The organism is Microvirga rosea (assembly GCF_020595095.1).
In the GTDB taxonomy this organism is placed as follows: Bacteria; Pseudomonadota; Alphaproteobacteria; order Rhizobiales; family Beijerinckiaceae; genus Microvirga; species Microvirga rosea.
On the sequence record NZ_JAJDOP010000001.1, the window covers coordinates 697,792 to 712,122 of the forward strand.

A 14,331-nucleotide genomic window follows, 5' to 3' on the forward strand; every position below is an offset into this window, starting at 1 on the left:
CTCTGCCTGAAAACTCATGTCAGGCGGCCTTGGCGCGGCTGGCGACACGCTGCCATGCATCGACAAGGCGCTGGAAACGGCCGGCCATGTCCGCGACCGCATCGGCATCCGTCATCTGGCCCGCCAGCCAACGGCGTGCCGCATCATTAAAGATGGTTCGGCCAACCGCAAAGCCTTTCACCCAAGGCTCCTTGGCGGCCGCCGCGAAAGCGGCCTCAAGCTCGTCTTCCGGAGCTTCCAGGCCGAGCAGCACGATGCCGCGGCAATAGGGATCGTTCTTCGTGATCGTTTCGCCGATGGCGTGCCAGGCCGCGGGATCCGCCTGCGGCTCGAGCTTCCACCAATCCGGCTTGATGCCGAGATCGTAAAGGCGCTGCACGATCGCCGCGACGGTATCGGTGTGCAAGGGACCGTTCTTGCCGGCAATGATCTCCACCAGGAGTTCCCGGCCGATGCGCCGCGCCGCATCATGGAGACGGAGAAGCTCACGCTCCTGTTGGGTCTTCAGGTCCTGGGGGTCGTCGGGGTGGTAGAAGCAGAGGCACTTGATCGTATGGCCGACCGGCCATTCAACCAGCTGCGCGCCCAAGCTGCCGCCATTCTCGAAGTCGAGGGGACGCGAGCCGGGACGCTCCACCGGGCGGCCAATCCAGAACGGATGATCGGCGGCACGAAACAGGGCTTCGCGCCCATAGGTGCCGTCGAGCAGCATGCCGAACCCCGGCCGGCCATTCGCCACACGAGCCGCAGCTTGGACGGCGAGGACCTTGAAGTCGGGAATTTTGTCGGCGGAAGCGCCGACATCCTTCGCCATGACCTCAAGCTGCATGCGATGGTCGATGGCGAGCGCCATGAGGGTTTCGGGGCCGGGCCGACGGGTCGTCGCCCAGTGAATATGGTTGAGTGTTTCGTCGAAGCGCAGCGCTTTATGGCGGCTGCCGGTCTTGAGGAACTGCTGCAGTTCGGGAAAGCTCGGGATTTCCGGGGAGCAAAGCAGGCGCGAGACCGCGAAGGCACCGCTGGCATTGGCATACGCGCAGCAGGTCTCGAGGGCCTCGTCCTTAAGCCATCCGCGCAGAAAGCCGGACAGAAACGCATCGCCCGCACCGAGCACGTTATAAACTTCGACAGGAAATCCGGGGCCCTTGACCCCCGCGTCGAGACTGTCGGGGATCTCGCTGGGAAACACCACGCAGCCCATGGGGCCGCGCTTGCACACGATGGTGGCCGTCGAGACCGCGCGGATGTTGCGGATGGCCTGAAGGGTGTCCTCGGAGCCTCCCGCGATATGCAGCTCTTCTTCCGTGCCGACGACGAGGTCGCAATCGGCCAGGATAGGGCGGAGATGCTCCGTTACCGCATCGGAGCGGACATAGCGCGCATCACCGGCTCCATGGCCGAGCAATCCCCACAGGTTGGGCCTGTAGTCGACATCGAACACGACCTTGCGGCCGTGAGCCTTCGCGGCGCGAATCGCTTTCATTTGTGCCGCGGCAGTGCTTTCACGGGAAAAATGGGTGCCTGTCACGACGATGGCGGCCGCCGATCCGACGAAATCCGGATCGATGTCGTCCTCGCAAAGGGCCATGTCGGCACAATTGTCGCGATAGAAGATGAGCGGAAAGGAATCCTCGTCGCGGACACCCAGGATCACGAGCGCCGTCAGGCGGGTCTCGTCGGTCACGATGCCCTGCGTGGCGACACCTTCCCGCTCCATCTGCTCCCGGATGAAGCGGCCCATGGCTTCGTCGCCGACGCGGGTGATGAGGCCCGATTTCAGGCCCAGTCTCGCCGTTCCGATTGCGATATTGGCCGGGCAGCCGCCCACCGCCTTGGAGAACGACGCCATGTCCTCCAACCGGCCGCCGACCTGTTGACCGTAAAGATCGACCGACGAACGTCCAATCGTGATGACATCCAGACTTGGCTTCATGATAATCCTCCCAGGCCGGCCTTAGGGCCGGGCGAAGGCCTCTGACGGACCCTTGCGGCAATGGAACGTTTATTCTATTAGCAGCTTGGTCTGGAACATCAATTCCAAACTTGCTCATAGGCTGGCAAAACATCTCGGGGACATCATGATCAGGATCGCCGTTCTGGGCGCGGGCCGCATCGGCCGCATTCATGGCCGTAACGCCGCTAACAATCCGGATGCCCGCCTCGTGGCGGTGGCGGATCCTCACGCGCCCTCCGCGCAGGAACTTGCGGCAGCGACAGGCGCCGAAGTTTCGTCTCTCGATACGATCGTCGAGCGGTCCGATGTGGACGCCATCCTCATCTGCACCCCGACGACCACGCATGCGGATCTCATCGAGCGCGGGGCTCGGGCCGGGAAGGCCGTGTTCTGCGAAAAGCCGGTCGATCTCTCGAGCGACCGGATCGAGGCCTGCCTCGCGACCGTCGAGAAGGCCGGCACGCCGTTGATGATCGGCTTCAACCGCCGGTTCGATCCGAATTTCGCCAGCCTTCGCCGCCGTCTCGCCGATGGAGAGGCCGGAGAGGTCGAGCTGGTGACGATTCTCTCCCGCGATCCTGGACCGCCCCCCGTCAGCTACATCGCGACCTCGGGCGGCCTCTTCCGCGACATGATGATTCACGATCTCGACATGGCACGGTTCCTCCTGTTGGGAGACGAACCGGTCGAGGTCCATGCGGTCGGGTCCTCCCTTGTGGATCCCGCCATCGGCCAGGCCGGAGATGTGGATACGGCAGCGGTGATGCTGAAGACCGCGAAGGGCCGTATCGTCCAGATCTCCAACTCCCGACGCGCAACCTACGGCTACGATCAGCGCATCGAAGTGCACGGCTCGAAGGGAATGCTCCGCGCCGGGAACATCCATCGCACCACGGTGGAATTCGCGAATGCCACCGGCATCACGGCGGATCCCGTGCAGGATTTCTTCCTGGAACGTTATGCCGACGCCTATCGGGCGGAGCTCGATACCTTCCTGTCGTCCATCAAGAAGGGCACGGCCTGCGATCCGACCGGACACGACGGCCTGAAAGCGCAGCGCCTGGCGGACGCGGCGACGGAGTCGGCAAAGAGCGGAAAGCCGGTGCGGCTCTGACGAAACGCTTTTTCGCCAAAGCTGCCATTGCGTGATGATCGGCCGGGCTTACCCGGCCGTTATCATGACGGCGGTTGTCTTCCCTTAGGTTTCCGCGCGCTTTTCCGCGACCGCGACCACAAGCGCCATGGCCAGGGCAAAGGATGCCGAGAGGGAGCGGAAAGCCCCGAAGTCCGCTTCGGCGATCTCTAGCCAGACATCCGCGCTGCTGACCAGGGGCGAGAAGGGCGAGTCGGTGACGGCAACCACGGGAATGTTGCGCCGTGCCGCAGTGGCGGCCAAATCGATCGTGATCGGTGCATAAGGGGTGAAGCTGATGGCCAGGACCGCATCCCTCTCGTGCGCGGTCGCCAGCTGCTCCGGACCAAGCTGCGCGATATGGTCGATCAGCATCGACCGCACCCCGAGCTTGCCGAACGCATAGGCGCAGTAAGCCGAAACCGGAAACACCCGGCGCGCCCCGAGCAGGTAGATGGTGTCCGCGTTCGCGAGAGTTGTGACGGCGCGCGCGAATTCTTCCGGCCTTACCGAATTCCGCATGCGGTCGAGCGAGATGGCGGCTGCTTCCGCGAAGCCATCCAGGAGTGCCGTTGCGTGAACGTGCTGGCCCTCGGACGTGCGCAGCCCTTGCAGGCGCTCCCGATAATCCGGGAACCGTTCGCGCAGCCGGTCGCGAAAGATCTGTTGCAGATGGGAAAACCCATCGTAGCCGAGCCCCTTGGCGAAGCGGATCAGGGTCGATGGCTGCACCCCCGCATGCTCCGCAATACCGGCCACGGTTCCGAACGCCATTTCCTCGGGATGCTCCAGGGCGAAGGCCGCCAGCTGCTTGAGGCGCTTGGGCAAACTCTCGCGGCGCTGAAGCAGGACGAGCTTCAGGCTCTCGAAGTCTTCGGGGACGACGTCCCGTGCCGCCTGAGAGGGGGCCTCCATGCTTCTTTTGATCCTCCGACGCCCTATCTCCACCAGGGCAGACGGGACCTTGACATCGATCTGCAACAAATGGAATAAAAATTCTACAAGAAATAACAAAAGGTTTGGTCGTTCTGTTTTGACGATCCGACTGGCAGAGGAAACGCCGCGCTTTCAGCCAATTCGATGATGGGATTGGCTGCCAACCTTCTGCGGAACTCCATCGCGCGGCGGTCAAGCCGTACCGACATCGCCGGACCGGTCCTCGGTCGCGATGAACAACGAGACCCTTTGGGAGGGACACCTATGAAATCCTTTATTACCGGTCTTGCTGCCGCAGCAGCCTTGACCCTTGCCGCCGCCGCGCCCGTCGCGGCCCAGCAGAACAGCCGCATCATCGTGGTGAGCCACGGCCAAGCGAACGATCCCTTCTGGTCGGTGGTCAAGAATGGCGTGACCGCGGCCGGCCAGGACATGAAGGTGCAGGTGGACTACCGCGCGCCGGAAACCTTCGACATGGTCGCCATGGCTCAGCTGATCGACGCCGCCGTCAATCAGAAGCCCGCCGGTTTGATTGTGTCGATCCCGGATGCTTCGGCCCTCGGCCCATCGATTCAAAAGGCGGTGGCCGCGGGAATTCCGGTCATCTCGATGAATTCGGGATCGGACGTGTCCAAGAAACTCGGGGCTCTCCTCCATGTGGGGCAGGACGAGCTGGATGCCGGCAAGGCCGCCGGCGCGAAACTCAAGGAGATGGGCGGCAAAGTCGGCCTTTGCGTCAACCACGAGGTCGGTAACGTTTCCCTCGATCTTCGCTGCAAGGGCTTCGGCGAGGGCTTCGGCGGCAAGGTGACGGTGCTTCCGGTCTCCAACGATCCGTCCGACATCCGCGCAAAGGTCAAGGCTGCACTCGCGTCCGATACGTCGATCGACACCATCATGGCACTGGGTGCGCCGCTCTCCGGAGAGCCGACGGTCGCTGCCGTGAAGGAGGCCGGTAAAACCGGCTCCGTGAAGATCGCCTCGTTCGATCTCTCCGCCAATTTCCTGAAGGCGGTGTCCGCAGGCGAAGCAGCGTTTGCCATCGACCAGCAGCAGTACCTGCAGGGCTATCTTCCCGTCACCTTCCTGGCGCTCAATGCGAAATATGGCCTCATCCCCGGCGGGGACGTGCCCTCGGGCCCGAACCTGATCACCAAGGACAAGGCCGCGCAGGTGGTCGAGCTGTCGGCCAAGGGCATCCGTTAACTCAAAGCCAAAAGCCCACGGCCCCCACGGGCCGTGGGCTTCTTTTTCTTGAAAAGAGTTTGAAGGGAGGTTTCCATGACGGACGTCAGCCATTCGACTGCGCCAGCAGGGCCCGTTCCTCCCGGGCCGGCAGTGAAGCCCTCTCAGGACGAGCGCCTGAAGGAAGTCTCCGTCCTGACAAAGATCATGCGCCGGCCCGAACTCGGCGCGCTGGCAGGCTTGGTGCTGGTCACGATCTTCTTTCTCTCCACCGCCGATTCATCGATGTTCACCCTCGCGGGGGTCATGAACATCCTGGCTCCCGCGTCACAGCTGGGAATCCTGGCGATTGCGGCCGCTTTGCTGATGATCGGCGGCGAGTTCGACCTCTCGATCGGTTCGATGGTGGCCTTCGCGGGATTGATTTTCGGTTCGTTTCTGACCCTGACGGGGTGGCCGCTGCTCCTTGCCATTGCGGCGACCTTCGTGGTGGCGGCCCTGCTGGGGGGGCTCAACGGGCAGCTCGTGATCCGGACAAAACTGCCGTCGTTCATCGTGACGCTGGCGTTCCTGTTCATCCTGCGGGGCCTGTCCCTCGTCGGGCTGAAATGGGCGACCGGCGGGTCGACGCAGATGCGCGGCATCGGCGAGAGCGCGGGCGAGGGTTTCGTGCGGGAGATCTTCTCCGGAAACGCGCTTGAATCTCTCTTCAGCTGGCTGGCCGCCCACGACATCATCGGGAAGTTCCCCAACGGAATGCCGACCGTGACGGGCGTTCCTGTCTCCATCGTGTGGTTCGTGCTCTTTGCCCTCGTTGCCACGTGGATTCTTCTACGCACACGCGCCGGCAACTGGATCTTCGCGGCGGGAGGCGATCCGAATGCCGCCCGCAATTCCGGCGTGCCCGTCGACCGGGTCAAGACGGGCCTGTTCATGCTGACCGCCTGCGCGGCTGCGCTCGTTGCCGTCCTGACCGTGCTCGACGCCGGTTCGACTGATTCCCGGCGCGGCTTTCAAAAGGAATTCGAAGCCATCATCGCGGCGGTGATCGGAGGCTGTTTGCTGACCGGCGGCTACGGGTCCGCGATCGGTGCCTTCTTCGGCGCCATCATCTTCGGGATGGTGTCGATCGGCCTCACCTATACGCGCTTCGATTCCGACTGGTTCCAGGTCTTCCTGGGGGCCATGCTGCTGTTGGCCGTGCTGTTCAACAATTTCATCCGCCGCAAGGTCACGGGAGAGCGCTGATGGCTACCAATGCGCCGCTCATCGAAATCCGCAGCCTCGTCAAGCATTTCGGCTCGGTCATCGCGCTCTCGGGCGTGTCGCTGTCCGTTCATCGCGGGGAGGTGATGTGCCTGCTTGGCGACAACGGTGCGGGCAAGTCAACGCTCATCAAGACCCTGTCCGGTGTTCACAAGCCGACGTCGGGCGACTTCCTGGTGGAAGGCCAGCCCGTGACCTTTGCGAGCCCGCGCGATGCCCTCGATGCGGGGATCGCCACGGTCTACCAGGATCTCGCCATGATCCCGCTCATGTCGGTGACGCGCAATTTCTTCATGGGCCGTGAGCCGATCAAGGGTGTCTGGCCGTTCCGCTATGTGGATTTCGATCATTGCGATACGGTCACCCGTGAAGAGATGCACAAGATCGGCATCGACGTCCGCGACCCCAATCAGGCGGTCGGCACGCTTTCCGGCGGCGAGCGTCAATGCGTGGCCATCGCCCGCGCGGTCTATTTCGGCGCGAAGGTGCTGATCCTCGACGAGCCGACCTCGGCGCTTGGCGTCGCGCAGACCTCGATGGTGCTGAAATACATCCACCAGGTGCGCCAGAAAGGTCTCGGCGTCATCTTCATCACGCACAACGTGCGCCACGCCTACGCGGTGGGCGATCGGTTCACCGTGCTCAATCGCGGCAAGACGCTGGGCACCTACACGAAATCCGAAATCCAGATCGACGAGCTGCAGAACCTCATGGCCGGCGGCAAGGAATTGCAGGCCGTGTCGGAAGAGCTGGGTGGAATGGTGTGAAATGAAGGCACTCGGCATCGGCCTCATCGGAACCGGCTACATGGGCAAATGCCACGCATTGGCCTGGAACGCCGTCGCGCCCGTTTTCGGCGACGTGCTCCGGCCGCGCCTCGCGGTTCTCGCGGAAGCCTCAGAAGCGCTTGCCGAACGCAAGGCTCAGGAGCTGGGCTTCGAGAGATCCACGGGCGATTGGCGCTCGCTCGTCAGCGATCCCACGGTCGATGTGGTGTCCATCACAACGCCGAATGCCTTTCACCCCGACATGGCCATTGCGGCCCTGGAAGCGGGCAAGCACGTCTGGTGCGAGAAGCCCATGGCCACCAGGCTCGTCGATGCGGAGCGCATGCTCGCCGCAGCGCGTGCGTCGGGCAGGGTCGCGGTCCTGGGCTACAACTATATCCAGAATCCGATCATTCGCTTGATCCGCCGCATCCTGGAGGAGGGGCAGATCGGCGAGGTGAACCATGTCCGCCTGGAAATGGACGAGGACTTCATGGCGAACCCGGAAGACCTCTTCTATTGGAAAAGCGAGGCTTCCTCGGGCCACGGCGCGCTTGACGATTTCGGCGTTCACCCCCTGAGCCTGGTTTGGACGCTCCTCGGCGGCGTCAAGCGTGTTTGCGGCCACATGGCCAAGCCCTATGCGGACCGACCGGCGAGGGAGGGCGGACGCCGGGACGTCGAAACCTGTGATATCGCAACAGTGCTGATGGAGCTCGAGAACGGCGCATCGGGCGTGATGGCTCTCAATCGTTCCGCCTGGGGGCGCAAGGGCCGTATCGTGCTCCAGCTCTTCGGCTCCAAGGGCACCGTCGCGTATGATCAGGAGCGCATGAACGAGGTGCAGCTCTACACCGCCGAGGGCGAGAGGGAGACACAAGGCTTCCGCACGATTCTCGCCGGGCCGCAACACGCGCCTTACGACACGTTCATCCCCGCGCCGGGTCATGGCCTCGGCTTCAACGATCTCAAGATCATCGAATGTCGCGAGCTGATGCGGCGCATTGCGGGCGAGGGAGCGCATCTCATCGATTTCGAGGACGGCATCCGCATCGAGCGAACGGTCGACGCGATGGCGAAGAGCGCGCATGAGGGGCGGTGGGTCGAGGTCTATTCGGGATGAATATCCTACCGTTGTCATTCCGGGGCCGCGCAGCGGAGCCCGGAACCCATAACCGCTAGCGGGGCAGAAAAGGGAGCGGCAGTCGGTGCGGTTTCTCTTGGATCGTCAGTGTTTATGGGTTCCGGGCCCGGCCCTTTGGGCCGTCCCGGAATGACGGGCGTGTGTTCTAACCTACATGCGCCATGAGCACTTCAAGAAATGCATCGGCGTAGCGATCGAGCTTGGCCTGACCCACCCCATGGACTTCCCCGAATGTGCGGGCTGAACGCGGCTTCTTGGCCACCATGTCAATGAGGCTGCGATCCGAGAAGATCACGTAGGCGGGAACGCCTTCTTCCTTCGCAAGGCGGGTGCGCAGCGCCTTGAGTTCGAGAAGCAGCGGATCGTCCGAGGGCACCACGGATTCCGCTTCCATGCGCGAGCGGCGGCGGCGGCGGTCGGCCGGCTTCATGAGAACGTCCGAGCGCAGCTCGATTCGCTCCTGACCCTTGAGCACCGCGATCCCTTTGTCGGTGAGCGTCCAGCGGCCGTATTCCGCAAGCTCCAGGCTCACAAGCCCTGCCGCGTAGATCTGGCGCAACAGGGAGCGCCACTCGGTCTTGGAGCGATCCGCTCCGACCCCGAAGGTCTTGAGTTGCCCGTGGCCGAAGCGACGAACCGCATCGGTTTCTTCGCCGACCAGGATGTTGATCAGATGCTCCGTGCCGAAACGCTCACCGGTTCGCACAATGGCGGAAAGCAGCTTCTGCGCCTCGACCGTACCGTCGAACGACATCACGCCGTCGATACAAAGGTCGCAGTTGCCGCAAGGCTCCGTGCTTTCGCCGAAATAGGCGAGCAGCGTCTGACGGCGGCAATGCGGCGCCTCGCACAGGGCCACGAGCGCATTGAGACGCTGGCGTTCAACCCGCTTCTGCTCGTCGGACGATTCGCTCTCCTCGATCTGGAGGCGGCGCAGACGCATGTCGTCGAGACCGTAGAGCGTGAGGGTGTCGGCGGCCGCCCCGTCGCGGCCGGCGCGGCCGATTTCCTGGTAATAGGCCTCGATGGATTTCGGTAGGGCCGCATGCGCGACGAAGCGCACATCCGGTTTGTCGATCCCCATACCGAAGGCCACCGTCGCCACCATGACGATCCCATCCTCCTGAAGGAAGATGTCCTGGTTCTTGGCGCGCTCCCCCTGCGCCATGCCCGCATGGTAGGGGAGGGCGCGGTAGCCTGCCTGGGAGAGGGAATCGGCCAGGCGTTCCGTTGCATCCCGCGACGAGCAATAGACGATCCCGCTCTCGTGGCGATGCTTGTCGAGAAAGGTGAAAAGCTGGCGCTTGGTGTTCTCTTTCGCCTGCATGGCAAGGCGTAGGTTGGGCCGATCGAAACCATGGATGAACAGCCGCGGCTCCGCCTCGAACAGGCGATCCATGATATCGCCGCGCGTCGCGACATCGGCCGTCGCGGTCAGGGCGATTGTCTGGACACCGCCGAGGCGGCGACGCACCTCGCCGAGCATCGCATATTCCGGCCTGAAATCGTGCCCCCATTGCGAGACGCAATGGGCTTCGTCGATCGCCAGAAGATTGACCCCGGCACGTGCCAGCCATTCGGTCGCGGCCGTGTTGGCGAGGCGCTCGGGCGAGGCATAAAGCAGGCGCATGCGCCCGTCCCGGATGGCGTCCGTCACGCGGCGGTTTTCTTCCGCATCGTTGGCCGAGTTCAGGCTTCCGGCCTCGATGCCGAAATGGCGCAGGGCCGCCACCTGGTCGCGCATGAGGGCGATCAGGGGCGAGACCACCAAGGTCAGACCTTCGCGCGCCAGGGTCGGAAGCTGGTAACACAGGGACTTGCCCGCCCCGGTCGGCATGACGGCCAAGACGTCCTCGCCCGCCAGCACGGCGCGCACGATCTCCTCCTGTCCTTCGCGGAAGGACGGGAATCCGAAGACGTCATGGAGAATCTGTTGCGGGTCGATCACGGATGCGGTGTGGCCGAAGGTCTGGATTCGGTCAATGCGGCATCGGGAATCCGCAGATAGCGCAGGATGCCTCGGGCCGCCCCGATCCCGGTGGCAAAGGTCGCCTGGAGCAGGTAGCCGCCGGTCGGCGCTTCCCAATCCAGCATCTCCCCGGCCAGAAAGACCCCCGGGAGTCCGCGGAGCATGAGGTGCTCATCGACCTGCGAGAATGCGACGCCCCCGGCCGTCGATATGGCTCGATCGAGCGGCTGGGTTCCCGTCAGCGTAAGGGGAACCGATTTGACGAGGGACGCCAGACCGTCCGGATCCGTTGGAAGCGCGGCCGGTCCTTCCCTTAAGAGAGCGATCCCGAGGGGCGAAAGCCCCGCCGCCTTTCGCAGGAAGGTGGAAAGGGATTGGCTTTTTCGAGGGCTCTTGAGGCGGTTCACAAGGCTTTCGACCGTAAGGTCGGGCCGCAGGTCGATTCGCAAGACGGCGCGGCCGTCACGGGCGATAGCCTCGCGCAGGGGAGCCGACAGGGCATAGAGGGCCCCGCCCTCGATGCCGTTGGCCGTGACGATGGCCTCGCCCCGCACATGAAACGTCTCGAAACTCAACGCAATCCGCTTCAGCGGCTCGCCTTCGAACCGGCTGCGGATCGTGTCCGACCATCCAACGAGAAACCCCATGTTGGAGGGGCGGAGAGGATTTACCTCGACGCCGCGCCCGGCCAGGAGCGAGACCCAGCCGCCATCCGATCCGAGCCGGGGCCAGCTGGCTCCGCCGAGGGCCAGAAGCGTCGCGTCGGGGCTGTCGGTGATGGATGCTCCCCCCGGGCCCGAAAAACGGAGCAGCCCATCCGCGTCCCACCCGGTCCAGCGATGGCGCAGGGCAAAGCGCACGCCAAGCCCCTCAAGGCGCCTCAGCCAGGCTCTCAGGAGGGGTGAGGCCTTGAAAGCCTTGGGGAAAACCCGCCCGCTCGAGCCGACGAAGGTGTCCTGGCCCAGGTCCTGGCTCCAGGCGCGAAGATCCTGGGGTGAAAAGGCCTCGATCAACGGCCGTAAGGGAGGTTCGGCGGCCGCATAGCGACCGATGAAGGGCGCGAAATCCTCGCTGTGGGTCAGATTGAGGCCGCCTCGCCCGGCCATGAGCAGCTTGCGCCCGACCGAGGGCATATGATCGTATACGGTAACCGCAATCCCGGCCCGTCCAAGCGTTTCAGCCGCGATGAGTCCCGCAGGGCCGCCGCCGATCACGGCGACGCGCGGAGCGGAGGGATGCGGAGGTATGCGGTGAGCTGACGCGGAAGGCATTCTGGACCCTCGACCGAGGACATGGCATGCAGAGCCGTCGGTCCGGTCGTGCTCCACATGACCGGTAGAACTGGATTTTTCAAGGGGAGCGGCGTCGAACGCCGCCAGGGGATTCCATGCGGGCGTTTTTCCTTTGCATTTTGACGGCGCTGACGCTTGCCGGCTGCGCGACCGAGCTGCCACGCACGAGCGACGTGCTCTCGAGCTCCACGAAGGATGCCGCCGCTGCGGCATCGCTCATCTCGGCTTACCGTGTTTCCAAGGGTTTGAGCCCCGTTGCGGTCGATCCACGGTTGAACGAGGCGGCGGAGCATCAGGCGCGGGCCGTGGCGGCGGCCGGCAGCCTGAGCCACGGCAATTTCGCGGGCCGGATGAACGAGTTCGGGGTCCGCGGCTATTCCGCCGAGAATCTGTCGGCAGGCTCGTCCTCCGTGGAAGGGGCGATCAAGCGCTGGCAGGCCTCCGCAGGCCATAATGTGAATCTGCTGATGCCGCAGGCCCGGTACATCGGATTGGCGCGGGCTGACTCAACCAGCCGCTACGGGCGCTACTGGGCCCTCGTCCTGAGCCAGTAAGGCGAACGGCACAAAGGCGGATGTCGCGCGTTAAGGCCGTGTCCTTACCGTGCGTTCTTCATGACATATCCGCAGATACTCGCCTTTGCCATCGTCGCCGGGATGATGGCTCTCTTCGTCTGGGGCCGCTTCCGCTATGACGTGGTGGCGGCCAGTTCTCTCCTGGTCGCCGTGCTCGTCGGCATCGTCCCGGCCGACAAGGCCTTTACGGGCTTCAGCGACGATATCGTCATCATCGTTGCGAGCGCGCTCCTGGTCAGCGCCGCCGTGGCGAAATCCGGCGTGCTTGAGGCCGGACTGAACCGTGTCGCTCCCTATTTGCGCACGACGCAGATCCAGGTGGTGGTGCTTGTCGGCGTCGTGACGGTGCTTTCCGCGTTCGTGAAGAATATCGGCGCTCTTGCGATGATGATTCCCGTCGCGTTCCAGATCGCGCGGCGCACGAACACGCCTCCTTCCAGCTTCCTGATGCCGATGGCCTTCGGCTCTCTTCTGGGCGGGATCGTCACCCTCGTGGGCACGTCACCGAACATCATCGTCTCAAGGGTCAGGGGGGAACTGCTCGGCGAGCCCTTCCGGATGTTCGACTTCACGCCGGTCGGAGCGGGAATCGCGATTGCAGGGGTGATCTTTCTGGCCTTCGGATACCGGCTTCTTCCAAAGGGCCGCAAGGGAGCCGCTTCCCTCGACGAGGCCCTCAACATCACGGATTACGTGACCGAGGCCAAGGTTCTGCCGGAATCCGACGTTGCCGGACGGACGGTGGCCGAACTGCGGCAGATGGCGCATGGCCAGGTCAAGGTCGCGGCCATCATCCGCGATGAGACGCGCAGCCCAACCCCGCTGCCCGATGCCTCGATTCGGGAAAACGATGTGCTGATCCTGGAAGGCGAATCGGATGCTCTGGAAAGCGTCGTCGCTCGGGCGGGCCTGAAGCTCAGCCGTGAGCACCGTCCTCCCGAAACCGACGAGGTGACCGACGAGATCGGCGTGATCGAGGCGATCGTCGGACCGAATTCCGTGTTGACCGGCGTTTCCGCCGAGCGCATCGCGCTTTATGAGAAATTCCAGGTCAATCTTCTCGCGGTCAGCCGCAGCGGCATGCGGATCAAGGAGCGGCTCCGCGCCGTGACTTTGCGGCCGGGCGACGTCATCGTTCTCCAGGGCAATCTCAAGAAATTGCCGGACACCTTGAAAAACCTTGGTTGCCTTCCTCTCGCAGAACGGGAAATCCGCCTCGGCAGTGCCCGCCGCAGCCTCCTGCCCATCGCTATTCTGGCGGGAGCCATGGTGCTCGTGGCCTTTAACGTGCTGCCTGTCGCAATCGCCTTCTTCGGTGCCGGGGTCCTGCTGGTTCTCTTCGGATCCATCACCCTGCGCGAGGCTTATGAGACCATCGAGTGGCCGATCATCGTGATGCTCGGCGCCCTTATTCCGGTCAGCGAGGCGATCCGCACGACGGGCGGAACGGACCTGATCGCCACGTGGCTGTCGTCCGTGGCGCACATGCTTCCTCCGACAGGTGCGCTCGTTCTCATCATGGTCGCTGCCATGGCGGTGACACCCTTCCTGAACAACGCGGCGACGGTTCTCGTCATGGCGCCGATCGCCGCGAGCTTCGCGACCCAGCTCGGGTTCAGGCCCGATGCGTTTCTCATGGCGGTCTCCATCGGGGCGGCCTGTGATTTCCTCACCCCGATCGGCCATCAGTGCAACACGCTGGTGATGGGACCGGGAGGCTATCGCTTCGGTGATTACTGGCGTCTCGGCCTGCCGCTTTCGGTCATCGTCGTGGTGATCGGCGTTCCGCTGATCATGCTGTTCTGGCCTCTGCGGTGAGGAACGGACGGGAGAGCCGTCCGTTAGCGTTGCAGATGATCAAGGAGTGCGCGTCATGACCAGAGGACCCGGTCCCTACGACCCTCAGCCCCAACCGACGGTTCCGTCTCCCGATCCGGTGCTCCCGGGCCATACCCCGACCGAGGTGCCGGGCGGAGAGCCGACGGAAATTCCCGCAACGGACCCGGATCTTCCTCCGGCGGAGCCGGGTGTTCCCAACCCGGGAAGCCCGCCAAATCCTGGCCCCGTCGCTTAACCGGGCAAACAGCTCGGACGTCGCTTTTTTCTGGGCT

The 14,331-nt window shown here is 63.9% G+C and carries 12 protein-coding genes; 8 read left to right on the forward strand and 4 right to left on the reverse strand.

The genetic code is table 11. The features are described from left to right. Positions 1-19: 19 nt before the first annotated feature. Positions 20-1,933, reverse strand: coding sequence for a bifunctional 5-dehydro-2-deoxygluconokinase/5-dehydro-2-deoxyphosphogluconate aldolase (locus LJD17_RS03335; protein WP_227382710.1), 1,914 nt, complete (start codon positions 1,931-1,933; stop codon positions 20-22). 145 nt (positions 1,934-2,078) lie between these two features. Between LJD17_RS03335 and iolG the strand changes: the two genes are divergently transcribed. Further along, positions 2,079-3,068 carry an inositol 2-dehydrogenase gene (iolG, locus tag LJD17_RS03340; RefSeq protein WP_227382711.1) on the forward strand — a complete coding sequence of 330 codons (990 nt, stop codon included), beginning with the start codon at positions 2,079-2,081 and terminating at the stop codon, positions 3,066-3,068. Positions 3,069-3,152: 84 nt separating this feature from the next. Here the strand turns inward: iolG and LJD17_RS03345 are convergent, their stop codons facing one another. Further along, positions 3,153-4,001 (reverse strand): MurR/RpiR family transcriptional regulator, encoded by an 849-nt coding sequence (locus LJD17_RS03345; protein ID WP_227382712.1) that lies wholly within the window; start codon positions 3,999-4,001, stop codon positions 3,153-3,155. A gap of 285 nt (positions 4,002-4,286) precedes the next feature. Here LJD17_RS03345 and LJD17_RS03350 point away from each other — a divergent pair, with 285 nt between their 5' ends. The 4 genes from LJD17_RS03350 (at position 4,287) to LJD17_RS03365 (ending at position 8,363) form a co-directional block, all read left to right on the forward strand. Further along, positions 4,287-5,228, forward strand: a complete 942-nt coding sequence (locus LJD17_RS03350) for a sugar ABC transporter substrate-binding protein (RefSeq protein ID WP_227382713.1) — start codon at positions 4,287-4,289, stop codon at positions 5,226-5,228. A 75-nt stretch (positions 5,229-5,303) separates the two neighbouring features. Beyond that, entirely contained in the window at positions 5,304-6,455 is a 1,152-nt protein-coding gene (locus LJD17_RS03355; RefSeq protein WP_227382714.1) for an ABC transporter permease, read from the forward strand. After that, complete coding sequence (locus LJD17_RS03360) at positions 6,455-7,240, forward strand: ATP-binding cassette domain-containing protein (RefSeq protein WP_227382715.1); 786 nt, start codon at positions 6,455-6,457, stop codon at positions 7,238-7,240. Before LJD17_RS03355 ends, LJD17_RS03360 begins: the two co-directional genes overlap by 1 nt. A 1-nt stretch (position 7,241) precedes the next feature. After that, positions 7,242-8,363, forward strand: coding sequence for a Gfo/Idh/MocA family protein (locus LJD17_RS03365; RefSeq protein ID WP_227382716.1), 1,122 nt, complete (start codon positions 7,242-7,244; stop codon positions 8,361-8,363). A 166-nt stretch (positions 8,364-8,529) separates the two neighbouring features. Here the strand turns inward: LJD17_RS03365 and recQ are convergent, their stop codons facing one another. Both recQ and LJD17_RS03375 read right to left on the reverse strand, forming a co-directional pair. Continuing rightward, positions 8,530-10,332, reverse strand: coding sequence for a DNA helicase RecQ (recQ, locus tag LJD17_RS03370; RefSeq protein WP_227382717.1), 1,803 nt, complete (start codon positions 10,330-10,332; stop codon positions 8,530-8,532). Next, positions 10,329-11,624, reverse strand: a complete 1,296-nt coding sequence (locus LJD17_RS03375) for a TIGR03862 family flavoprotein (protein ID WP_227382718.1) — start codon at positions 11,622-11,624, stop codon at positions 10,329-10,331. The genes recQ and LJD17_RS03375 overlap by 4 nt, the downstream gene beginning before the upstream one ends. A gap of 116 nt (positions 11,625-11,740) precedes the next feature. On the opposite strand from LJD17_RS03375, the gene LJD17_RS03380 reads away from it, so the two are divergent. Genes LJD17_RS03380 through LJD17_RS03390 form a run of 3 tightly spaced genes read left to right on the forward strand, consistent with a single transcriptional unit; the run spans position 11,741 to position 14,294 of the window. Then, positions 11,741-12,199, forward strand: a complete 459-nt coding sequence (locus LJD17_RS03380) for a CAP domain-containing protein (protein ID WP_227382719.1) — start codon at positions 11,741-11,743, stop codon at positions 12,197-12,199. Between the two features lie 60 nt (positions 12,200-12,259). After that, complete coding sequence (locus LJD17_RS03385; protein WP_227382720.1) at positions 12,260-14,038, forward strand: SLC13 family permease; 1,779 nt, start codon at positions 12,260-12,262, stop codon at positions 14,036-14,038. 55 nt (positions 14,039-14,093) lie between these two features. Beyond that, positions 14,094-14,294: a hypothetical protein gene (locus LJD17_RS03390; protein ID WP_227382721.1), complete on the forward strand. Its 201-nt coding sequence runs from the start codon at positions 14,094-14,096 to the stop codon at positions 14,292-14,294. The last annotated feature ends 37 nt before the right edge of the window (positions 14,295-14,331 follow it).